The following is a 20,980-nucleotide window of genomic DNA, read 5'->3' as shown; positions in this document are numbered from 1 at the left end:
TGCCCTTGGTTACCAATTTTGGTGCGGGGATCTTCGCCATATCACGCAGCCTCCGGTTCAGAGACTTGCTGGAGAGCATCGACGATTTCTTGCGCCAGGCGGTCAGCTTGACCGTTCAGAGATGCAAAGCGAGTCTCCGTCAATGCCTTCCCCTCGTCATTTGCCCGTCGATAGGCCACCTTCTCAGGCAGGCCGTGCTGCAATGCTGCGTACCCAGCTTTAGCGAGGTAGTTGCGGGCTTCAAGCAGCTCAGCCTCGCTATCCCCTACGCGGGTGAACACGAACACGAGGCGATCTTTGGGAACGCCGCTCTTTACGAGTTCATGGGCCAACAGGACGGTCGGTTCCAGATCGTCCAACGCAAGGCCAGTGGGCAAAATCAGCAGGTTCGACGCTTTGGCGACACGGAGTGTCCCGGAAGTGCTGTGTGGCGGCGCGTCGATAATCAGCAGATTATAGTGCCCCGCGACCTTCAACGCCTGATCGACCGTCCCAAATCTTTCTACCGCAATCTCGGGTAATATGCCTCTGGCAAGCCGTCGGCTCTGCCAATTGAAGCTGGTTCCCTGTGAAATATCCAGATCCGCAATTTTCACGTTCCAATTGGCGGCGGCATATTCGCGCGCAATGAGCCTGGATAGCGTGCTCTTCCCGACGCCTCCCTTTTGGGAGACAACGCCTATAATAAAAGTCATGATGAAAACCAATTTTATTGTTATTATTATCTTCATATTTTCAAATAAAACGTTGAAGCAAGCAAACAATAAATGAAAAAATCATTTAAGAACGAAATAACGGAAACGCTGATTGACGGTTCCCATGATCCTCAGTCCCCGAGGCAATCTGGGGCTTCGAACAACAAATTGAAGACGGCAATACGGAATCTAGGTGACGTCATTGCCTCTCAGCCACTTATCGAGGAAGAAAGCGGCGGGAGCTTACTGCGCCCGGCACCGGCCAACGATAACCAACCCGACTTCTTTGTTCCCCGACTGTGGGATATTGCAATCAAGGATAGTCTTTCGCTGATGGACCTAGCCTTGTTCCGATTGAGTAAGAAGCACAAGCGCAAGGCTGATATCATTACCCACAAGCTGCCGCATGCGACCGTCGAAGTGGCGGCAGGTGCACACGGCATGGCGTCCGTTTATGACTACGATTTTGTATTGTTCTGTGTTTCCTATCTCGCGGAGGGGATGCGGCTCCATAAGGCAGGGCGTGGGCCGATGCCTTCCCGCACATTCGCTCCCCATGCGGCCGATGTGCTGAAGTTCTGTAGGCTTGGTGACGGCGGGAAGCAGTATGCCGCTGTTGAGGGGATGCTTAAACGCCTGTCATCAACGGTCATCACCATCAACAACCACAGCGTAAAGAGCAAACTAAGGGCGGCCGCAGGTGGCTTCCGGTTGGTCGATGAGTGGAGTGTGTTGAGCTATACCGAAAAGCGCCCCAACCAGAAAGGCCAGCCGAACATTGCCGCCGTTTCGGTCACAATCCCGGACTGGATTTACAAGGGTGTCGTCAACCATCAGCGTCCTGAAATCCTGACCGTACACCCTGACTACTTTCTGATAGATGGTGGACTTGCCCGTTTCGTTTACAGGCTGGCACGCAAGGCCGCAGGTAGCGGGGCGGCACGGTACAGCTTTGCGATCATTCATGAGCGCAGTGGTAGCAGCGGAACTACCAAGAAAACCACTTGGGCAATCCGTCAGCTGATAAAAGCCAACGATCTTCCTGAATATGATCTGAAGGAAGAAAAAGGCGTTGATGGACAACCCATCCTGACCATGACGCACCGCGCGGCGATCCCTGAACAGGCGCCACCGCTTGGAGAGGCCGCTGCATTCAATAGTGCCGTACATTAAGAACCGCCCGCCCATAAGGTGGGCTTTTCTTTGTCACGTAGGTTGGCGTATCTCGACCGACATCGCCCTGTGGATAGCCCGTACATTAGGAACCCAAACCCGTACTTTAAGAACCCTGCGCCGTACATTAGGAACCCAAACCCGTACTTTAAGAACCGGGGACTTTTGGAAAGCCGCGCTCACGTTGCCTTTCGCGTGCGTTTCGCCGCCTAAAACTTATTAAAACTTATATAAAACATATAAAAACACGGCCCCACTGTGCCCGCCTGTGGATAAGTCTGCCCAGGCGGGTTTCGACACGCATAAACGGTACCGGTGTTATTTGATGACCTTCTAAACCTACCTGTCGCGTCGCTTGTTTTTCTCGGCGTCGAACGCCTTTTTGTTCGTTTTCCAGAAGATCAGATTGATGGCGATGACCGCCCCAACAACAATCATGATCGAGAGGCCAAGGTTCTCTTTGAATATCCAGTTCAGAATTTCCATTCAACTTACTCCTGCTTGCGTTGCACCCTTGGCAAGGGGCTATGAAGGGGGTGAGACGCAATAGGCGGCGTCTCAGGTCATTCGTCGAACGTCGGGGGCATAGGTCTGCCCTTTGGATCGTCGGATGATTCTACGGGCGTCTCAGGCGGCCCTTTTGAGGGCTCTGGAGAAGCCTTGTTCTTTTCGTTCTCTTTTCTGGCTTTCGCCTTGTCCCGAAGGGCGGCGTATTCGCCTTTGTATTCCGTATCTTCCTGACCGTCGGCACCCCCCTTTAGGGGGCTTTTCTTTATTGAGGGTTGTGCGATTGCGGGCGCGGTTTCCGCCTCAGGCTCTATTTCGTCGATGAAGGTCAGGTCAGGCGGTTCGGGTGCCGGGGGTGCCCGATGAACCGTATCGCCAAAGGCGGCCTTCTGCTCTTCCATCCACTCTTCAAGTCTCTGGTCGGCACCGAAGAGTTTGTGAAGATGCGCCCGTATGGCCAGCCCGTCCTGAAAAATGACGGCATCCTCCCAGAACTCCCGGCTCATCAGACGTTGTGGTGAGGCCACCCAATCCTCGCCGCCCCAGATATCCTTGCGGCGGCCAAGTCGGTCTGCGATTTCCTCGGCGGTCGTCTTGTCGTTGGGCTTGAAGTATATCTGGCTGCGGCAGTTGGCGACGATGCTGCGCCACTTGGGATAGACCTCACTCAGCTGCGCCAGATCCTGGGTAAACAGCCAAAGGCGGATATTGTAGCCCCGCGCAATCGCCACGGCGTTTTCGATCAGGGGCATGTAACCCAACTGCGGCAGCTCATCGAAGAGATACATGACCGGCCAGTGCGGGAAGCGCTTGGGCAGGTCCTCTTCATCCGCCATCGCCTTGTCGATCGCGGCCCGTGCCTTGATCGACTCGTTCAGCATCTGCCCGAGAATGACCCTGAGCACGGAACGCATAGTCGGGATTTCGTGGCTTTGCACGGAAATGAATACCGACGCCGCCGCGCCTCTGGCGAGGCCGCTTTCGCCAATGTGCTGCCAGCCCGGTGCTCGTTCTTCCATGGCGGCGAACTGGGCGCCGTTGTAGTCGTTTCCGACAATATCCGCCATCGAGAAGCCCGGCGTTGTGGTGGACGTGGTCCTGACCACATTTTCCTGCTTCCATGCCGATAGGTGCGTCCGCAAAGTTTGTGATATTGACGTGCGCATCTTGTCAAATTGCTGTTCAAGCACATTGGCAAGCTCAACATTGTCCCGCCGCTTCGTCGCCCGCAGGGTTACGAGCATGGCCTTGAAGTCGTCTTCCGAACCTGACAACTCACTGATGACCTGGCGCAAATTCTGGCGCTCGGGCGGTTTGGTCTGCTTCACATAGCTGATCAGGCCGGTGAGCAGATCGGTTGCGGACTCGTCCCAGAACTCCCCGGCGCTCATCCGCACAATGAGCAGGTCGGCGAGCACCCGTGCATCGTCCAGCGTTTCGACGAAGTCCATGGGATTGTAGCAGTCGGAACCGGTTTCCCCCGGAGCCCACTTGAACACCTGGCCATACAGGCTGCGCCGCCACGCTGTCTCTTTATAGTTTTCGCCCTTGGGGTCGAACACCACCACGGGGCCTTCATACTTCAGCAGATTGCGCAGGATGAACCGTCGGCCCTTACCCGCCCCCGTGGGGGCGACGGTCAGCAGGTGGCCTTCCCCCTGAAAGCGCACCTGCACCATGCCGTCGTCACCGGTTTCGACCCAGCCGAGATTCAAGGCATCGGGCGGTACCTTGTCGGGTGCAAAGGACGCCCCGGCAGCCTGAAGGTCATTGATGTTTGCCCAGGATTGATGCTGCCCGGCATGCTTGATCTGGTCTCGGATGTGCGCCGGCAGGCACGGCATGATGTGCAAGCGGAGCAGGCGGCGGGCCTCATCGAGATCGCTGTTGCTGAGAGCTACCTGAAGGCTCGATTTGAAGACCCGGTCAACGTCTTCCGATCTGAAGACAATGTTGAGAACCTCGTTCCACTCGGGGTCGAGGCTCTGCCGCCAAGCACGGTAATGATCATCCTCGCTCTGCCGACGTGGCTTCTTCTCATTCCCTCCACGTCCGAACAGTTTTCCGAAGACCATCCACGATTGCCCTTGCAGCCTCAAATACGGATTCCATCTGGCATTTCTAGCCCGGTTTGCGCCGTTTGCCTAGATTTTGTGGCTGCTTGCCCCGTGGCAGTCGGTACCCTGCGTTTTGGCTGTCAGGTGCCGCATTTTGGCGCAGTCCATAAGTCTTCGATGCGCGCGCCAGTGCATCAATCTCTGAAGCACGGCCCCGTCCTCTATCGCGGGGTCGTTGTCGTTTTGGGGCCGCGTCTACGGGTTGATCTTCTGGCCACTCTTGCCCTTGTCGCTGACCGCTGCCCACGAGCCGTCCTCATATCTGGCTTGACCTGGCAGGGACGCCGTGCGGCGCAACGGTTCCCGGTCAGTTTCTTCCCCGGCTGAAGCCTTCCTCGCGAGGCAAGAAACAGCCCGCTCTCCGTCCTTCGATTCTCTCCGGCCCGTGTCGGGTGCGCCGCTCGTCTTTGCCCCTGCCTTTCCGGTCGCCATCGGACGGCCGCGATGGGCGCGGCCCGCAAAGACAAGGAGAGAGACCATGAAGACCGAACGCCAAGACGTTTACACCCAAGTGACCAACACCATCATCACCGCCATCGATGTTGATACCGGAGTGAATCTCCCCAGAACCGCCGTTTGAAAATTCCCCAGTTGGCGTGTCGCCGGTCATCCGGGGCGCGCCCCGGATGACCGGCGGCGGCGAGTTGCCGATGCTCCTCTCGGTCGGCGAGAGGAGTTCGGCGGTGATCAAACTGGGAGAGATGCTCATGATCTTGGAACTGCATCGGCAGGGGCTGTCTATATCGGCGATCGCACGGGAGAGCGGGTTCGACCGCAAGACCGTTCGTCGCTACATCGAGCGCGGCCTGGAGCCACCGAGCTATGGCCCACGCAGGCCACGGTCACGTCTGCTGGATCCGTACACCCCCTATCTGCGCGAACGCGTGATGACGTGGCCTGGCCTGACCGGCGCCCGGCTGCTGCGAGAATTGCGGGACCTCGGCTATAGCGGCGGCTATACGGCGGTGACGGATTATCTGCGTGATATCCGTCCCGCGCCGACACCGGGTTATGAGATCCGCTTCGAGACACCTCCCGGTCAGCAAGGACAGGTCGACTTTGCTCAGTTCCAGGTGGTGTTCACCGATGAGCCGGAACAGCCGCGGATCGTGTGGCTGTTCTCGCTGGTCCTGGGGCATAGCCGCCTGATCTGGGCACGGTTCGTCGCCCATCAGGACCTAGCGACAGTGCTGCGCTGCCACGTCGCCGCCTTCGACGCGATCGGCGGCGTGCCACGCGAGCTTCTCTACGACCGCATGAAGACGGCGGTGATCGGCGAAGCTGCTGACGGGGAGCCGCGCGGCATCGTCTACAACAGGGCCCTTGTGGATCTGGCCCGCCACTATGGCTTCCACCCGCGCGCGTGCCAGCCCTACCGGGCCAAGACCAAGGGCAAGGTCGAGCGGCCGTTCCGATACATCCGCGAGGACTTCTTCTTGGCCCGTTCGTTCCGCAACCTGGACGATCTGAACGAGCAGCTGCGGCGCTGGCTGGACAGTGTCGCCAATCCCAGGGTGCATGCCACAACCCGGCGGGTCGTGAACGAGGCGTTCGCCGAGGAGAAGCCGCACCTGCTGGTTCTGCCTCTGGCGCCGTTCCGCTCCGTACTACGTCTGGAGCGACGGATCTCCCGGGAAGGGATGGTAAGCGTCGGTGGCAACTTCTACAGCGTTCCGGATGCCACCCGGCGGCGCACGGTCGAGGTGCACACGCTCGCCCAGGAGATCAGGATCTTCGAGGACGGCACGTTGATCGCGACCCATCCGGTCCTGGAAGGCCGCCACCAGCGCCGGGTGGCTCCTGGACACCGAAAAGGAGGGGGCTCCACAGGACGAAGACGTGGAGCCGACGGAGATGTGGTCGTCAGCCGAACCGGCGACGTGGTCGCTCAGCGCTCCCTGGAGTTCTACGACGCTGTCGCTCGCCGTCTTGCCCGGGAGTGCCGGTCATGAGCGCTCCAGGTGATCTGACCCCGTCGACCCTGGAGCGGATCCGCCACGATCTGGTCGGTCTGAAAATGCCACGCGCCCTGGAAGCCCTCGATCAGGTCGTGCGCCGCCTCGAGCACGGGGAGATCGGTGCTCTGGAGGCCATCGACATGCTGCTCGCCGAGGAACTGACCCTGCGCGAGAACAGCCGCATCAAGACGGCCCTGCGCATGGGCCGACTGGCGACCATCAAGACGCTCTCAGGGTTCGACTTCTCCTTCCAGCCGTCGCTCGACCGCGATCGTATCCTCACCCTCGCACAACTCGGCTTTATCGGTCGCTGCGAGGTCGTCCACTTCCTCGGCCCGCCCGGCACCGGCAAGAGCCATCTGGCCATCGCCCTCGGCGTCGAGGCGGTGAAGGCAGGGCGCAGTGTCTACTTTTGCACACTCGCCGACCTGCTCGGGCAACTCGCCCGCGCCGAGCGCGAGGGACGGCTGACGGAACGCATACGCTTCTTCTGTCGACCGGCTCTGCTGATCGTTGACGAGATCGGCTACCTGCCCGTCGTTCCTGGGGGTGGCAACCTGTTCTTCCAGCTGGTCAACGCCCGATACGAGCGTGGTGCGATGGTCCTGACCTCCAACCGCGGCTTTGCCGAATGGGGCGAGGTGTTCGGAGACCCGGTCGTCGCCACCGCACTCCTCGACCGCCTGCTGCATCATGCTCTGGTCATCCAGATCGAAGGCTCCAGCTACCGGTTGCGCCAGCACGCCGACCTCATGCCCGAGCACGTCCGCTCCAAGGCTACCATCACACCGCCGACCCCAGCACCGCTACGACGGCCAAGGGGACGGCCGCCCAAAAACGACCACATCACCGCGACAACCTGACCGGCGAAACTGGGGAAATTTACTTCGGCGCTTCTGGGGAAATTACGGGCGGCATTGACAATCGAAGCCGGAGCCGGTGACTGGCAGATGCCCTGGCACCGCTCAGGCCAAGGCTTGAACCGCCCCGTCAACATCGACACCACCAACGCCTATCGCGGGATCAATGTCGTCAGCCTCTGGGCCTCAGCCCAAGCACGCGGCTTCTCGACCGGAACCTGGGGCACCTATCGCCAATGGCAGAACAAGGGCTGTCAGGTCCGCAAGGGCGAGAAATCCAGCCTCGTGGTCTTCTACAAAGAGTTCAACGTGGAAGAGCAGAAAGACGACGGCGACACCGAGGCAGGCAAACGCCTTATGGCCCGCGCCAGCTACGTCTTCAATGCCGACCAGGTGGACGGGTTCGAAGCACCGCCCTTGCCGGAACCGAAAGACCCGGCGCAAATCCACGATGCAGCCGAAGCCTTCATCGCAGCCACGGGTGCCGATATCCGCCACGGTGGCAACCGCGCCTTCTACCGCTTCCCGGATGACTTTATCCAGATGCCGGAGCGCGAGCGCTTCATGGGCACGGAAACCAGCACGGCGACCGAGAGCTATTACGGCACGCTGCTTCATGAGCTAACCCATTGGACCGGCAGTGCCAAACGCTGCGACCGTGAGTTCGGCAAGCGCTTCGGCGATGACGCCTACGTCGTCGAAGAGCTCGTGGCGGAACTGGGCGCTGCCTTCCTCTGCGCTGATCTTGGGATCACGCTGGAGCCGCGTCACGACCATGCGGCCTACATCGACAACTGGCTGAAGGTTCTCAAGGCCGACAAGAAGGCCATCTTCACCGCCGCCAGTCAGGCCGCCAAGGCGACCGACTATCTGGCGGGACTGCAAGCCACTGAGGTTACCGAGGCCGCCGCTTAGGCGGCCTCTTTACGATTATTCGTCCTACGGGCATTCTGCCGACGTCATGCGAGAGTCGTGTTGGCGTTCGCTGATCACGCAAGTCCTTATCTTTGGGACTCGGCATGCAGTATGCGGAGTACACCGAGGGGCAAATTGTTGTTGAGTGCAGTTACTTGTTGTACTCTGCTTTAGTTGTAATAGATGCAGGACAATGACATGAAACTGACCCATATCAGAATACAGAACTTCAAGTCGATTCTTGATACGGGAAAGATTTCCGTCGGGGAACTGTGCTGCCTTGTCGGTAAAAACGAAGCTGGGAAGACCGCCACTCTATCGGCTCTACAATCCATCCGCCCTTTTGGTGCGCCTCAAACAAAATTTGACGTGACCGAGGATTATCCTCGTCGGTTTGCTACTCGCTACAAAGAGCGCCATTCCGATGAAGATGCGGTCGTCGTCGAAACGTGGTGGCAGCTGTCTGATAAGGGTTTCGAGCGTCTGGCGGATGAATTCGGTGAAGACGCCATCACTTCCCGCGAATTCAAGATCAGCAAGCGATACAACCAAGAAGGCACATCATGGTCGGTACCAATTTCTGCAAAAATAGCAATTGCCAATGCTGTTGCAGCCCAGCGTTTGAACGCCGCAGAGAAGAAGGTTGTCGAAAAGGCAGAAACTTCAGCAGCTTTGATTGCCGCCATAGCCGGGCATGAGGAAAAATCTGAAAAACTGGCTGCATTATCCAAGCGGTTCTCGGACTATCGGGATCAGTCGATCAACCTTCGTGGCATTGATCTGATTTCTGACCTGGTTCCTACGTTTTTCTATACATCACATTATGACCGGATGAGCGGTCAAATTTCGGCACAGCAAATTGCGCAAGATAAGCAAAATAATAAGATTGAACCGGGCGATGAGATATTCATGAACTTCCTGCGGCTCGCCGGAACCGATTTGGACGAATTGAACCAGTCTCCACGATATGAAGAATTGAACGCCAAGTGCGAAGCCGCGTCAGCCGACATTACCGACCAGATATTTCAGTATTGGTCACAGAACAAATATCTGGAGGTCAAAGTTGAGCTGAATGAGGGCAGGCCGCAAGATAAGCCCCCCTTTAACGCAGGCGCTGTAGCGCGAGCACGTGTTTATAATCAACTCCATCGGGCAAGCGTTCCATTTTCGGAGCGAAGTGCAGGTTTCGTCTGGTTTTTCTCTTTCCTCGTTCAGTTCGCCATGATGCGCCGAACAACCGACAATGTGATTATTCTTCTTGATGAGCCGGGATTAACGCTGCACGGAAAAGCTCAGGAAGACCTGCTTCGCTACATTGAGGAAAAGCTTCTGCCTACCCATCAGGTGATTTTCTCAACTCACTCTCCGTTCATGGTCCCGCCCAAGAGGCTGGCTGACTGTCGCGTCGTCGAGGATGTCGTTGACCTGAAAGAGCCCGCCCGCCCGCAATCACTCGGAACAAGAATAACCGAAGATGTCATGAGTACGGACAAGGATACGTTGTTTCCGTTGCAAGGGGCGCTTGGTTATTCCGTTACGCAATCGCTTTTCGTCGGCGAGAATAGCCTGTTGGTCGAGGGGCCGTCGGATATCCTCTATCTGCAAGCCTTCTCAAATGAACTTGAACGACGGGGAAGACAGGGTCTTAATCCCAAATGGACCATGTGTCCTGCAGGCGGCATCGACAACGTGAGGCCCTTTGTGTCGCTCTTTCATGGTAACCACCTAAATGTGGCCGTCCTCTCTGACCAAGGACAAGGCGACAAGGGCAAAATTGAACGTTTGCGCCGAAGCGAAGTTCTTGCCGCTGAACGTCTTCACACGATCGCTGAATTGCTCGACCAGTCTGAGGCGGATGTTGAGGATCTTATGCATCCGGAACTCTTCTGTAAGATTATCAATGGATGCTACGATCTGAAAGGTAAGCATGCCGTCACAGCCGCAAAACTCGCCGCTGCGGAAGGTGCCCCGCGTCAGGTGAAGCAAGCCGAAGCCTACTTCCGGCTACTACCTGCCGACATGCCCGAGTATAGTCACTACCGCCCTTCGGATTGGTTGATCCGCAATCCACAAATGCTCGACGGCGACAACGCTGAGGTGCTTGAAACACTGGAGCGGGCGGAGAAGGTGTTTGCTGTTTACAATCAGATGCTCACATAGGTTGTTTGCATAGGATTAAATGAGGGGAACGCCGTCCCCTGCCTGCAACCGCCTTCGGCGGTTTCCGTCACCCCTTCGAACGGGATTGCACCCCGTAGCGCCCTTTAATGTGGGGCGCCGCCTACCTGACAATTGGTTGACGGCTCTGAAGGCATCTTCACCGCCAGTGAGGCCGCCAAGGCGGCTGTCTTTCTGGCAGGGTTGCAAGCCGCCGACGTCACCGAGGCCGCCGCTTAGGCGGCCTCACTTCCTCACTTGTAGCGTTCGCCTTGCTCCTGACAGTGGGCACGGACTCGCTCAATCCATTTATCGTACCAGACCCAAGTGCCCTTGTAGTCGCCATCGCGGCCATAGCCGTGCGCAGGGTTCTTGGCGTCCAATTCTTTCCAGAGTGCCGTGTGAGCTTGCTGATTGAACTTCGGGAAGCCTTCAGCTTGCATCATTTCCCAAACCTGTTTGGCCGTATATCGGCGTTTGTCCACTTCCTTGAGAAGAACGCGGTTGATCTCTTGGCCTTCATCGGAGTCGCCCTTGACGAACTCGACTGCCGTATCCGCACTTGACGCGCGGTTTCCGGCAATCGGTACGAATGCGACCCGATAGCGATAGGCCGGGTCCACGTACTCTGCTTCGGTCAAACCGTGCTCAAAAGCATCGATAAAAGTCTCAATGTGTCCCGGCAGATTACTGCCCTTCTTAAGCACCGCTCGCTGGTCAGCAGCGAAGGTCACGAACTGAAGCGCAATCGGTAGTCGCCGTTCCAATCCATATTGGGAGCCGAACAACGTCTTGATGGCATCATTGAAATTCAGGCAGCAGGCTTGCAGCTTGGCGCTGACCGCCTCGTCGATCCGGTTCGTTGACCGGTGTTCGATCTCATGGCGTAGCTCCAGCACGAAGTCGAGGTTCTTCACCACGCCACGGGGAACCGGGCAGCGCGCATGACGCAGGCATTTGCCCAACTCCCAATAGCACTCCGCCCCTTGTTTCGTTTTCTTGATTGTGCCGTCGGCGTTTCGATACCGGTAGTCGATGCCCTCACGCCGGAACCAGGCGTGCATGAGATAGGTCCAGCCGATGATGCTGGTGACGATGAAAAGTTCTGCCCGAAAAGTAAGCCCCGCACCGTTGAAGGTATGTACCGCAGCGATCATCGCCTCTCGTGCCTTGATAAGCAGCTCGTCACCCCGGAGACTGAGACCTGTTTCAGCGTCCACATCCGGCCAATTGATCAGAAAATCATCCAGCTCGTCCGGGGACGCCGCCTTGAGGGCCTTGAACTTGGCCCCGGTACGGATTTCTGCGATCCGCGCATGGTTGATCGAACGTGTTGGACGGGTGAAATACGCCAATATGTCCTGGTCGTTGTAACCGCCGCGATTCAACATCGCCTTGATCAGGGCGATTTCCCATTTTTCGAGCGTATTACCCCGTTTTCTGGCTGGCATATTATCCCTGAACTTAGCTTGAATCGGCTCAACTGATCGCCGTGTACCAGTGTAACGGGATTCATCAGGGGGAAAAGCCTTTCCCCTGGCCTCAGCCCGAGGTCTTCGGCGCACCCCTTTCTAGCGGGAGTGCCCGCAACGCCCCATAATGTCGTCCCTTCGGGACGGCGTTGACCTGTTGGGTCGCGCTTCGCGCTTGAAACCTCTCTGTCCAGCTTGTGCCGACCCCGCCGGTCTTTCCCAAGGTCGCCGTCCGGCCTGCCCGCTCCATTCGCTTCGCTCCCGTGTTGGCCGGATGCCGCCGCTTTGCGGCGCGGCTCTCTTGGAGCCCTTCGGATGTCGGCGCTTCGCCGCCTGAACGCCTGTTCTCAATTCAGTCACTGGTTCTTCGTCGTCGCTCGCCGCTGGGCAGAGGTTCATGCGCGGGGCGTGGGTGTCCTTCGCAGAATTGAACAACTCGACGGAAGGACAAACCGACATGAGCCAAACCAATATCACCCCAGAACATCGCAGCGCCTTTGAGGCGCTGACGAGCGGGGATTATTCCAACTTTGCCTTGTTCAGCTGCTTTGCGGACGGCGCACCCGCCGCCGCTATCTGTGCCGTGAACAGGGACGGGGAGGATTTCACCATCCGCCCGCTGTTCGTCTCGGTGACGGACAGCATGCAGCTTTCCGACCATGACGGACGGGAGGCGGGACAATGAGCACGCTTCTCCTATCCGACCAGCATGCTCGCATGCTGAAGAATGGCAAAGCCAATGCCGAACGCATGGCAGACGATGGCAACACCCAGGACTTCTGGCCTGTGGTCAAGCTGTTCTGCCCATGGGGAGCGGCAACGTGGCTGTTGTCCGAACTCGACCCCGAAGACGAGGACATTGCCTTCGGGCTTTGTGACCTTGGTTTCGGATGCCCAGAGCTTGGCAGCGTGCGCCTGTCGGAGCTTGCCGCCGTGCGCGGCCCCGCAGGGCTGACCATCGAGCGTGACCGCCATTTCAAGCCAACCAAGAGCCTGACGGCCTATGCCGCCGAGGCTTCCGACAAGGGGCGCATCGTCGCCTGACCCATGCCCCCGCCCTGACGGTCAGGGCTGGGGGCAACCAGACCAATATGAGGAATACGACAATGACCATTCAAACCATATCGCTGACCAAAATCACCGCCGCCGAGGGCAACCCCCGCCGCAGCATGGATGCAACCGCCCTTGAAGGGTTGGCCGCATCCATCCTGACCGATGGCCTGTTGCAAAACCTTGTGGTGCGCAAGAAGGGGCGCAAGTTCGAGATTGTTTCGGGCGAGCGGCGCTATCGGGCGCTCTCCCTGTTAGTCGAGCGGAACGCAATCGCCAAGGATTATCCCGTGCCCGTCGAGGTGCGGGGGGATTTGAGCGAGGCCGATGCCTTGCGGCTCGCCACCGTCGAGAACATCCAGCGTGAACAGCTTGCCCCCATGGACGAGGCCGAAGCCTTCGCCAATCTGTTGGGTTCGGGCGCATCCCTTGAGGATGTTGCCGCCAAGGCGGGGGTTTCGGTGCTGACCGTCAAGCGCCGTGTGGCGCTCGCCTCTCTCTGTGACGAGGTGAAGGCGCTGGTGCGGGAGGGTGAGATTACCCTTGCCGCAGCCGAGGCGCTGACGCTTGGCACCCATGACCAGCAACGGGTGCTTATCGAGCGACTGGAGCAGGGCTATCACTATGACGGCGACGACTTGCGCCGCCTGTTGACGGGCGAGAAGCCCGCCGTGTCCCTCGCCATCTTTCCGCTGGAACTCTACGAGGGCAGTTTCACCGCCGACCTGTTCGCCGATGACGACAACACCGTCTTCGATGACGTGGAGCGGTTCTTCATCCTGCAACAAGCGGCTGTCGCCGCTCTTGCCGAACACCACAGGGAAAATGCCGCCTTTGTCGAGGTTCTGACCGAAAGCTATGCTCCGTGGTGGCAGTATCGTGAGGCCGAGGAAGACGAACAAAGCGGGGTGGTCATTCACTTCAAGCCGTTAGGCCGTGTCGAGGTCAGGGAAGGGCTGGTGCGCCGTGACGTGTCCCCGTCTGTTGCGGAAGAAACCGCAGACGCACCGACCGCCCCTAAGGAGCGGCCCGAATATTCAGGGCCAGTCATCCGCATGATGAGCGCCCACAAGAGCCTTGCCGTGATGGAGGCGCTTCTCGCCAATCCCCGCAAGGCCAAGGAGGTGGCCGTCATCAGCCTGTTGAACGGCTTTGACTGGACAGGACGGGTGCACCTCGATGCCCATCCCGCCCTGGCCTATTTCGCGGGGGAGGACAACCAGCCGACCAGCTATACCGCTCTTGAGCGGGAAGCGCAGGACATGGTGACGGCGATAGGCGTGACGGATAATCGCCGTCAATCCTATGCCCGACCCGTGCGGGCCGCATGGGAGACGTTGCTGGCCGAGGTCAAGAACCCGACCGCCCTTTATGAGGTGGTGCAGAGCTTCTCCGATGGAGAGCTTGACCAGCTGCATCTGCTGCTGACGGCGCTGACCTTCGGGCAGGGCAATATGGATGCGCTCGATACGGCTGACAGCCTGTTCAACCGTGTTGCCGCCGATCTGGATGTGTCGATGCGGGATCATTGGACACCCGACGAGGCGTTCCTGACCCGCCGCCGCAAAGACCAGCTGGAAGCCATCGCCAAGGAAAGCGGGGCGGTGACCCGTCTCGGACGGATGAAGGATTACAGCAAGAGCCAGCTGGCCGCTGCCCTTACCCGTCACTTCCAGCGTTGTGCCGAGGACGATGCGACCTTGCCCGAAGAACTGCGCAATCGGGCGAATGCATGGCTACCCGATGCCATGCGGTTCCCTGCCGTGACCGAGGGGGCTGACCTTCCGTGGCAGGAAGGAGAGGCAGACGAGGCCAATGCAGACGACACGGACGGCGACCCCACGCCCGCCGTCTCGGGCGAGGGCGACACCACGCAAGTGGCCGCCTGACCCCCTTCTGCATCAGGGGCGGTGCGGGCAGTCAGCCCGTGCCGCCCTTTCTTTCTCTGGTCTGGGAGGGTTTCCTTATGCACATCATCGCCGCCATTCTTCTTATCGCCGTGGCCGCATACGCCGCCAATGTCACGGGCAACATCGACGCCGTGGGCTGGGTGCTGCTCGGTGCGCCTTTCATCATTCCCGTGGGGATGCTTGTCCTGTGGCTGACGGGCAAGCTGTTCGGAGCGCTATTCGGCGGGACGCGCCGCGACTGAGATTTTGACCGTTTGCCGCCTGTTACGGTGACGGCCACATTTGCCGATTACAGCCCGTCTTGGCCTTCAGCCAGGGCGGGCGTTTTCTTGTACCGCTTCATCAGCGACATGGTGGTTAGACCAAGGGGATTGCGCGCGGGCCGCCGTTTGTCGGGGGCGGTGATCGAGGCCGCCATGGTGAGCCTCCTATATGTTTGGCGCGGTCGCATCCCCTCACGTCCTTTCCTGTTATGGCCACATTTGAGCCCGTCGCCCGCGCCTGCAACGGCGCTCGGTCGGTTTCTTCCCCTGCGGCTTTGCCGCATTCCTCGCGAAACAAGAAACAGCCCGCTTGCCGTCCTCCCACTCCGTTACGTCCCTGCGGGTGCAGGCCCGGTCTTTGACGGTCTCTGACATTGGCCATGGAAAGGTCGCGAAGGGCGCGACCCCCAGACACCAAACAAAGGAGACTATCACCATGGCAACCATCGGCACCTTCACCAAAACCGACAACGGCTTCGCCGGCACCATCCAGACCCTTGGCCTCAAGGCCACCAAGGTCACCGTGAGCAGCGTCGAGAAAACCGCCGACACCGCCCCGGACTTCCGCATCAAGGCGGGTGCAGTCGAAATTGGCGCGGCCTGGCACCGCACCAGCAAGGGCGGCAACGAGTACATCTCGGTCAAGCTGGACGACCCGAGCTTCGCCGCTCCGATCTACGCCAACCTGGTCGAGCAGCAGGACAAGGGCTTCGCCCTCATCTGGAGCCGCTAGGGACGACACCAACGCCGCCCGCCACCTCGGCGGGCGGCCTTAACCACAAGACATTTAATTCAGGAATTTTGACCATGACGATTATTTTGACCGACGACCAACTGACCAAACTGCATGCGGAAACCGCCCGCCTGACTGAAGAAGCTGAGCGCCTTCTCGAAGCCGCTGAAGCCACTGACGATCCCGATGACTGGGACGCATGGAAAGAGGCGGACGGCATTGCGGCAGGGCATGCACTCGCTATCCAGTCCATGACGGGCGGCAGCGACGGATTGCTCTCCGCCATGAAGGGCCATGCTGAACACCTCGACGCCCGCGTCGATGCCATGTGGCAGATCTTCCATAGCCTGAACTTCGGTGACGAGCATGTCGATGACAGCTACCGGGCCGAGGGCAGAGCCGAAGGCTACGCCGCCGCCTTGCGCCACATCGAGGACGGCATGACGCCATCGGTTCCCGCGATATCCGATGTCCCGTTCGATGTCTGGCGGGAGACGTTCAGGCCGCTGGCCAATCCGCACCGCGACCATCCAGACGCCCCCTTCAGCGGGTATCTCTTCGATACCTCCGAACCGGAACTGAAGGCACTTGCTGAAGCGGATACCGATTGTATCTGGACGCTCATCGCCGGAACCGATGACAGCCTCGTCATCGGGAGCGGCTTCCGCAAAGCGGATGCCTTCGGATACTTCATCACCGAACACTGTCCCCATATCGTCGAACCCGTCGAGTGTCCCCTCAACGGGGCGGAGTGACAGGTCGCCCGCTGAAGTCCGGCGCTGGCAATAGCGTCGGGCTTTTTGTTACCTCTGGGTTGGTGACTTGGACCGCACACCGTCTGCCAGTTTCATGCATCCGAGTTTTCATAGGCGGCGTCAATTGAGGATGCCCGATGTGCGGTCGGGCCTCGGCAGGCGTGTTCGCCTTTGGTCTCCAGATCAGGGCCTACAAGGCGGCGATGCAACCGGCGAGCAATGCCAGCAGCAGAAGCCGCATGGTAACGAGGCGACGCCTCCGCTTGGCTCTCTGCCAGGCTATCCAGTCATGTTGCGGCGAACTCATGCTCATGCCTCCAAACGAGTGCTGACAACATCCGATACGATCTCGGGGATGCTTCCACGATTTATGGCCGTGTCCACCAGCAACCCCGCTGACACGCCCAGCTTGCCGAGGTGACTGAAATCCTCAATCGGGGGTTTTCCATCCTTCCGACTGGCCGTGACCGTCGGGCCTTCCTCATTGGGCAAACGTGGCGTCGGCGTCTCCCTCCGCAACGGCGCTGCCCGACTTTCTTCCCCGGCCTTTGGCCTTCCTCGCGAAACAAGAAAGACGGTCCTCGCTGTCCTTCACTTCGTTCCGGCCCTTCGGGTGCGTCCGGTCGCCTATGCCGCCGCCTCTCGTTGCCCATGGAAGGCCGCGGTCGCGGCAAGGACAAACCGGAAGGAGGAAAGACCATGACCCGATTGAGCAACACCGAAAACCAATTCGACATGAGCTGGGACGAATACGTCATCGCCGTTGAGGACAGCTACCTGATCGAGGCGGAAGCCGATCTTACCGATGAACAGTATCGGGATGTCAGCACCGCCTTCGACATCGGCATGACCCCGATCGGCTGCGCCATCGCCCTGATGGAAGCCCGCCGCCCGAGACGACCCGCCACGGACTGGCGCATGGCCGCCTGATCCAAAATCAGCACTTCGTCGCAACGCCCCGCCGAATCATCGGTGGGGCTTCCTTTGCATGCACATGCCCCCACGGCACCCGCACCGCATGCTTACGAGTGCGGCCGCCTTGGCGTTGGAACGACGCCTGCTGCTACAGATCGCGCAAAGCTCCGGCCTCGCTGAAGTCCACGCCGTCGCCATCGTGACGTCCGACCGCGTTTCCGCCCTCACTTGCCGAGCCGACGATTCCCATCGCTGTTCGCATGTTTGACCACACCATGGCTCCGTCACGCCCGCTTACATCGCCACCTTGCATACCAGCCCACCAACCGACGGCGGCCTTTCGTTTTTGGTTGTCATGGCGACACCAGTGGGCGGCGCAACCTCTCTCTGCCGACTTTCTTCCCCTGTCCGATCACCCCAGCGGCGGGCCGCCTGGGGACCCCGATCCGGCCATTCCTCGCGGGACAAGAAAGTCGTGGTTCGAGGCCCTCCGCTGCGCTGCGGCCCTTCGGGTGCCCCGACCCCCTTCGGTGACGCCGATCATGACACCAACGAAGGCCGCGACGGTCGTGGCCCTAACCGACAAGGAGGAAAGACGATGCTACCGAGCAAGAAACGCAAACATGGATACCACTCACATGAATACGAAGCGCGGGTGCGCGACGGCCTGCGCGAGGCCGGGATTGAATCCATGGACCTGGGCATGAGGCTGTTCATGGACATCTCCTGGAGCGTGGGCCGCCCGCCCGAAACCTGCATCAGCGTGATCATCGAACGAGCCGCCGCCGAGTAGCCGACAGCCCGCAAAAATCACCCCGCAAGGTCCCCTTGGCGGGGGCATTTGCGTGTCGATTGCCGCCATCAGGCTCGCAGAACCTCACCTCTCACCGCTTTGTTGCTGGCTGTTGGCTTTTGTTGACACTTGCAATCGCACCCTGAAAACCGTAGAGTGTTGTTGAGATTTTCTGGCGCTAATTGCCTGTTCTGTCATCTTGAATCCTTAACCCACTGGCGGGCGACCCCATAAGAGGGGGAGCATTTTTGAACGACAGGGGGGAGGCAAGATGGATGTTGATCGACAAAAATACCTGACGGGCGGCCTGCGGCCTGCCCTGCCGGACAGCCCCCGAGGGGCGTCCAGCGGGTATTTCTGTGCGTTCAACAGGCCTGGCATTCGACCCCCTTGCGGGGTCTCAAGCGCAACCCTCTTGCTCTGCGAGGCGTTTGGACAAGGGGAGGTATAGCCCCATGGCCGGACGGCGTCCCAAGGCTCCTGAAGAGCGTCGCACCAAGGTCTGTTATATCCGCCTGACCGAGGCCGAGTGGCGGAAGATTCAGAGCGACGCCATCGATGTCGGGCTGCCCTTCGCCACCTATGTCCGCAGCCGTGCGCTCGGTATCAAACCACGGGTCAAGCCACAGCGCGACAAGGTCATGGACGCGCTGCTTTACGAGCTGACGTCCATGGCGACGAACCTCGGTCAGCTGGTCGAGGCGACCGGCGACGAGACCTATGGCCCCTGGGCAAATTATGTCGGCGGCGAGCTGGTCAACCGTGTCACCGACCGCTTCGATCTGGCTCCGCTGATCGAGCGGGAGATCGAGGCCATCAACGGCATCGGGCATGCGATCAACGCCATGGCGCGGCGGGCAAACATGGGCAAGGAGATCGACCCAGCCGACCGGGACGAGACACTGACCATCATGCGCCGGGTGCTCGATCCGCTCCACAAAGCCGTCGCCAAAAAGCCCGTCCAGATCGACGAGGACCCCGACACCGATGCGTCCCCCGATGAGGGGGGCGGGGATGCGCTTTAAGGTTCCACGCCGACAGCCGGAGAGCTTCCGGGCATCCGCCCTTTACCTCGCAGGCGAGATCAAGGGGCTCAGCCCCGACCGTGTGGAATTTGTCGAGGTGCGCAATCTCTTCACCGACAACGCCCGTGCCGCGTCTTCCGTGATGGAGGCGACTGCCGCCAAATCCGTCCGCTGCAAACAGCCCGCCTATCACTTCATGATCACCTTCGATCCGAAGGACGCGGCGGCGGGGAAGGTGACGCCGGAGCTGAAGCGCAAGGTGGCCCAGCAGGTCATCGAGCGCATGGGCCTGACCGAGCACCAGCTCATGGTCTATTCCCATCAGGACACCGAGCATCCGCACATGCATTTTCTGGTGAACCGTATCCATCCGCAAAAGCACGTCGCCTATGACCGCCATCAGGACGGCAGGCGGCTGACCGGGATAGTGCACGAACTCGCCCGCGAGCATGGGCTCAATATTCTGCGCAATCGGGAATACGAGCGCCAGCTTGGCCGAGACGTCGATGACCTCGCGCCCGCGCTCAGCGATGGGGAATATTGGAAGGCGCGGCGGGAAGAGCGGGAAGCGCTCATCCCCCTTGGCAAGGTTGCCACCGCCGACCTGCGCCGCCGTTTGAAGGACGATTTTTACCAGTCCCGGACCTGGGCCGAATTGAACCATCGCCTGACCCGGAAGGGCATCACCATGGAGCGCAAGGGGCAGGGCCTGATCCTGTCCGACGGCGAGCGGTTCGCCAAGCTCTCCGACATGGGCAAGGGGGTACGGTTCAACACGCTGGAGGAACGCTTCGGGGAGCGCTTCGACGACTTCATGGCAAACCGTGCGGCCGAGATCGCCCGCGACGACCGGGAGGGACAGCAGGTTCTTGATACCAGTGACCTGGAGCCGGAAGAGCGCCGCACCGTCGAAGGCATGCTTGCCGGTGATATTGACACGTCGCCGGAAGGTGATGCCGTTCGCCGTGCCGACCAGGCCGACATGGATTATCGCTACTGGATACAGATCGAGGCCGCCTATCGCAGCCGCACGGGCCGGGTCCGTTATGCCGAGCAGCAGGAAGTCTGGCACGCCAAACAGGCGGAACGGCAGGCAGGCTGGATCACGAAACGGGAGGCGAGTTTCCTCGAAGGGCTGGGCAAAGTCTACAAGGACGCGAATAAGGCCCGCGCACGTTGGGATGATCTGGAGAAAAAATTGGGCATCAAGGAAGCCGAAGACGCAATCCGCAAAGACCCCTTCCTGTTGGGAGCGATCAAGGGGGTGAGGATTGGCGATTACCGCACCCGGGACCGGGCGGAGGCGAAAAAGTCGTTCCGCTACATCATGCAGCGCCGCCAGAAGCTGCGGGATGCGCGCCTGAAACATGGGCAGGCCCATCATGAGATCGAACAGGCCCGCCGCCGAACAGCGGCTGCCGTGCGGGATCTGGAGATCATCCAGAATATCGCAGGCAGCCCCGCCCAGCTCCGCAAGCGCATGGCTGCCAAGGTCGCAGCCCGTGCCCGCGCACTGGAGCGACTGAGCGAGAAGGCGCTCAAGCGCGCCAATCTGGCTGATGACCGAAAGGAACAGCTGGAGCGGGCGTGGCGCATGCACAAGAAGGGGAAGTTGGAGCGCGAACGCACGAGAGAAAGAGGCCGGCCTTTCGGGCTCGACCTCGATCTGTTCGATGAGTGAG

Annotated in this window: 21 protein-coding genes (1 of these 21 running past the window's edge); 15 read left to right on the top strand and 6 right to left on the bottom strand. The window is 59.7% G+C overall.

Annotated elements, in window-relative coordinates:
* Both T8K17_RS23120 and T8K17_RS23115 read right to left on the bottom strand, forming a co-directional pair.
* Positions 1-40, bottom strand: partial view of a hypothetical protein gene (locus T8K17_RS23120; protein ID WP_322332081.1) — the 5' end (the start) only. The gene continues 188 nt to the left of window position 1, outside the view; 40 of the gene's 228 nt are visible here — the first part of the coding sequence; it begins with the start codon at positions 38-40; its stop codon lies off the left edge, out of view.
* A 1-nt stretch (position 41) separates the two neighbouring features.
* Positions 42-707 (bottom strand): ParA family protein, encoded by a 666-nt coding sequence (locus T8K17_RS23115; RefSeq protein WP_322332080.1) that lies wholly within the window; start codon positions 705-707, stop codon positions 42-44.
* Positions 708-767: 60 nt separating this feature from the next.
* On the opposite strand from T8K17_RS23115, the gene T8K17_RS23110 reads away from it, so the two are divergent.
* Positions 768-1,868, top strand: coding sequence for a replication initiator protein A (locus tag T8K17_RS23110; protein WP_322332079.1), 1,101 nt, complete (start codon positions 768-770; stop codon positions 1,866-1,868).
* A 339-nt stretch (positions 1,869-2,207) separates the two neighbouring features.
* Here T8K17_RS23110 and T8K17_RS23105 read toward each other — a convergent pair whose 3' ends face one another.
* Together T8K17_RS23105 and T8K17_RS23100 are read right to left on the bottom strand one after the other, a co-directional pair.
* Positions 2,208-2,354: a hypothetical protein gene (locus T8K17_RS23105; protein WP_322332078.1), complete on the bottom strand. Its 147-nt coding sequence runs from the start codon at positions 2,352-2,354 to the stop codon at positions 2,208-2,210.
* Between the two features lie 77 nt (positions 2,355-2,431).
* Positions 2,432-4,450 carry a type IV secretory system conjugative DNA transfer family protein gene (locus T8K17_RS23100; protein WP_322332077.1) on the bottom strand — a complete coding sequence of 673 codons (2,019 nt, stop codon included), beginning with the start codon at positions 4,448-4,450 and terminating at the stop codon, positions 2,432-2,434.
* Between the two features lie 725 nt (positions 4,451-5,175).
* On the opposite strand from T8K17_RS23100, the gene istA reads away from it, so the two are divergent.
* The 4 genes from istA to T8K17_RS23080 all read left to right on the top strand — a co-directional run bounded on the left by istA (position 5,176) and on the right by T8K17_RS23080 (position 10,385).
* Positions 5,176-6,444: an IS21 family transposase gene (gene istA / locus T8K17_RS23095; RefSeq protein WP_028793183.1), complete on the top strand. Its 1,269-nt coding sequence runs from the start codon at positions 5,176-5,178 to the stop codon at positions 6,442-6,444.
* Positions 6,441-7,313 carry an IS21-like element helper ATPase IstB gene (istB, locus tag T8K17_RS23090; RefSeq protein WP_028793182.1) on the top strand — a complete coding sequence of 291 codons (873 nt, stop codon included), beginning with the start codon at positions 6,441-6,443 and terminating at the stop codon, positions 7,311-7,313. The genes istA and istB overlap by 4 nt, the downstream gene beginning before the upstream one ends.
* A gap of 54 nt (positions 7,314-7,367) precedes the next feature.
* The gene (locus T8K17_RS23085) at positions 7,368-8,225 is read left to right on the top strand and encodes an ArdC family protein (protein WP_322332076.1); all 858 of its coding nucleotides are present in this window, start codon (positions 7,368-7,370) and stop codon (positions 8,223-8,225) included.
* A gap of 198 nt (positions 8,226-8,423) precedes the next feature.
* Positions 8,424-10,385: an AAA family ATPase gene (locus T8K17_RS23080; RefSeq protein WP_322332075.1), complete on the top strand. Its 1,962-nt coding sequence runs from the start codon at positions 8,424-8,426 to the stop codon at positions 10,383-10,385.
* Positions 10,386-10,636: 251 nt separating this feature from the next.
* On the opposite strand, the gene T8K17_RS23075 is transcribed toward T8K17_RS23080, so the two are convergent.
* Positions 10,637-11,833, bottom strand: a complete 1,197-nt coding sequence (locus tag T8K17_RS23075) for a DUF3644 domain-containing protein (protein ID WP_322332074.1) — start codon at positions 11,831-11,833, stop codon at positions 10,637-10,639.
* Positions 11,834-12,311: 478 nt separating this feature from the next.
* Here T8K17_RS23075 and T8K17_RS23070 point away from each other — a divergent pair, with 478 nt between their 5' ends.
* The 4 genes from T8K17_RS23070 to T8K17_RS23055 all read left to right on the top strand — a co-directional run bounded on the left by T8K17_RS23070 (position 12,312) and on the right by T8K17_RS23055 (position 15,056).
* Positions 12,312-12,539, top strand: a complete 228-nt coding sequence (locus T8K17_RS23070) for a hypothetical protein (protein WP_322332073.1) — start codon at positions 12,312-12,314, stop codon at positions 12,537-12,539.
* Positions 12,536-12,898, top strand: a complete 363-nt coding sequence (locus T8K17_RS23065) for a DUF2958 domain-containing protein (RefSeq protein ID WP_322332072.1) — start codon at positions 12,536-12,538, stop codon at positions 12,896-12,898. The genes T8K17_RS23070 and T8K17_RS23065 overlap by 4 nt, the downstream gene beginning before the upstream one ends.
* A gap of 62 nt (positions 12,899-12,960) precedes the next feature.
* The gene (locus tag T8K17_RS23060) at positions 12,961-14,793 is read left to right on the top strand and encodes a ParB/RepB/Spo0J family partition protein (protein WP_322332071.1); all 1,833 of its coding nucleotides are present in this window, start codon (positions 12,961-12,963) and stop codon (positions 14,791-14,793) included.
* Between the two features lie 77 nt (positions 14,794-14,870).
* Complete coding sequence (locus T8K17_RS23055; protein WP_322332070.1) at positions 14,871-15,056, top strand: hypothetical protein; 186 nt, start codon at positions 14,871-14,873, stop codon at positions 15,054-15,056.
* Between the two features lie 47 nt (positions 15,057-15,103).
* On the opposite strand, the gene T8K17_RS23050 is transcribed toward T8K17_RS23055, so the two are convergent.
* On the bottom strand, positions 15,104-15,232 hold the full coding sequence (locus tag T8K17_RS23050) for a hypothetical protein (protein ID WP_322332069.1): 129 nt from the start codon (positions 15,230-15,232) through the stop codon (positions 15,104-15,106).
* A gap of 281 nt (positions 15,233-15,513) precedes the next feature.
* Here T8K17_RS23050 and T8K17_RS23045 point away from each other — a divergent pair, with 281 nt between their 5' ends.
* The 6 genes from T8K17_RS23045 (at position 15,514) to T8K17_RS23020 (ending at position 20,979) form a co-directional block, all read left to right on the top strand.
* The gene (locus T8K17_RS23045) at positions 15,514-15,810 is read left to right on the top strand and encodes a DUF736 domain-containing protein (protein ID WP_065702041.1); all 297 of its coding nucleotides are present in this window, start codon (positions 15,514-15,516) and stop codon (positions 15,808-15,810) included.
* 74 nt (positions 15,811-15,884) lie between these two features.
* The gene (locus tag T8K17_RS23040; protein ID WP_322332068.1) at positions 15,885-16,565 is read left to right on the top strand and encodes a hypothetical protein; all 681 of its coding nucleotides are present in this window, start codon (positions 15,885-15,887) and stop codon (positions 16,563-16,565) included.
* Positions 16,566-17,264: 699 nt separating this feature from the next.
* On the top strand, positions 17,265-17,495 hold the full coding sequence (locus T8K17_RS23035; protein ID WP_322332067.1) for a hypothetical protein: 231 nt from the start codon (positions 17,265-17,267) through the stop codon (positions 17,493-17,495).
* Between the two features lie 583 nt (positions 17,496-18,078).
* Positions 18,079-18,273 carry a hypothetical protein gene (locus tag T8K17_RS23030; protein ID WP_322332066.1) on the top strand — a complete coding sequence of 65 codons (195 nt, stop codon included), beginning with the start codon at positions 18,079-18,081 and terminating at the stop codon, positions 18,271-18,273.
* A gap of 455 nt (positions 18,274-18,728) precedes the next feature.
* Positions 18,729-19,298 (top strand): plasmid mobilization protein, encoded by a 570-nt coding sequence (locus T8K17_RS23025; RefSeq protein WP_322332065.1) that lies wholly within the window; start codon positions 18,729-18,731, stop codon positions 19,296-19,298.
* A complete protein-coding gene (locus T8K17_RS23020) occupies positions 19,288-20,979 on the top strand; it encodes a relaxase/mobilization nuclease domain-containing protein (RefSeq protein WP_322332064.1) in 1,692 nt (563 codons plus the stop codon). The genes T8K17_RS23025 and T8K17_RS23020 overlap by 11 nt, the downstream gene beginning before the upstream one ends.
* Position 20,980: the final 1 nt, after the last annotated feature.

It is taken from the genome of Thalassobaculum sp. OXR-137, from assembly GCF_034377285.1.
Lineage (GTDB): Bacteria > Pseudomonadota > Alphaproteobacteria > Thalassobaculales > Thalassobaculaceae > Thalassobaculum.
Note: the sequence above shows the minus strand (reverse complement) of the source record. Positions and strands in the feature narration are given on the sequence as shown.

Excerpts from the sequence above, each read along its gene's own strand:
- T8K17_RS23110 (WP_322332079.1), top strand. The coding sequence starts at position 768 with ATGAAAAAATCATTTAAGAACGAAATAACGGAAACGCTGATTGACGGT.
- T8K17_RS23055 (WP_322332070.1), top strand. The coding sequence starts at position 14,871 with ATGCACATCATCGCCGCCATTCTTCTTATCGCCGTGGCCGCATACGCC.
- T8K17_RS23045 (WP_065702041.1), top strand. The coding sequence starts at position 15,514 with ATGGCAACCATCGGCACCTTCACCAAAACCGACAACGGCTTCGCCGGC.
- T8K17_RS23025 (WP_322332065.1), top strand. The coding sequence starts at position 18,729 with ATGGCCGGACGGCGTCCCAAGGCTCCTGAAGAGCGTCGCACCAAGGTC.
- T8K17_RS23105 (WP_322332078.1), bottom strand. The coding sequence starts at position 2,354 with ATGGAAATTCTGAACTGGATATTCAAAGAGAACCTTGGCCTCTCGATC.
- istB (WP_028793182.1), top strand. The coding sequence starts at position 6,441 with ATGAGCGCTCCAGGTGATCTGACCCCGTCGACCCTGGAGCGGATCCGC.
- T8K17_RS23040 (WP_322332068.1), top strand. The coding sequence starts at position 15,885 with ATGACGATTATTTTGACCGACGACCAACTGACCAAACTGCATGCGGAA.
- T8K17_RS23020 (WP_322332064.1), top strand. The coding sequence starts at position 19,288 with ATGCGCTTTAAGGTTCCACGCCGACAGCCGGAGAGCTTCCGGGCATCC.
- T8K17_RS23030 (WP_322332066.1), top strand. The coding sequence starts at position 18,079 with ATGCTACCGAGCAAGAAACGCAAACATGGATACCACTCACATGAATAC.
- T8K17_RS23070 (WP_322332073.1), top strand. The coding sequence starts at position 12,312 with ATGAGCCAAACCAATATCACCCCAGAACATCGCAGCGCCTTTGAGGCG.
- T8K17_RS23035 (WP_322332067.1), top strand. The coding sequence starts at position 17,265 with ATGACCCGATTGAGCAACACCGAAAACCAATTCGACATGAGCTGGGAC.
- T8K17_RS23100 (WP_322332077.1), bottom strand. The coding sequence starts at position 4,450 with ATGGTCTTCGGAAAACTGTTCGGACGTGGAGGGAATGAGAAGAAGCCA.
- T8K17_RS23050 (WP_322332069.1), bottom strand. The coding sequence starts at position 15,232 with ATGGCGGCCTCGATCACCGCCCCCGACAAACGGCGGCCCGCGCGCAAT.
- T8K17_RS23075 (WP_322332074.1), bottom strand. The coding sequence starts at position 11,833 with ATGCCAGCCAGAAAACGGGGTAATACGCTCGAAAAATGGGAAATCGCC.
- T8K17_RS23080 (WP_322332075.1), top strand. The coding sequence starts at position 8,424 with ATGAAACTGACCCATATCAGAATACAGAACTTCAAGTCGATTCTTGAT.
- T8K17_RS23065 (WP_322332072.1), top strand. The coding sequence starts at position 12,536 with ATGAGCACGCTTCTCCTATCCGACCAGCATGCTCGCATGCTGAAGAAT.
- T8K17_RS23060 (WP_322332071.1), top strand. The coding sequence starts at position 12,961 with ATGACCATTCAAACCATATCGCTGACCAAAATCACCGCCGCCGAGGGC.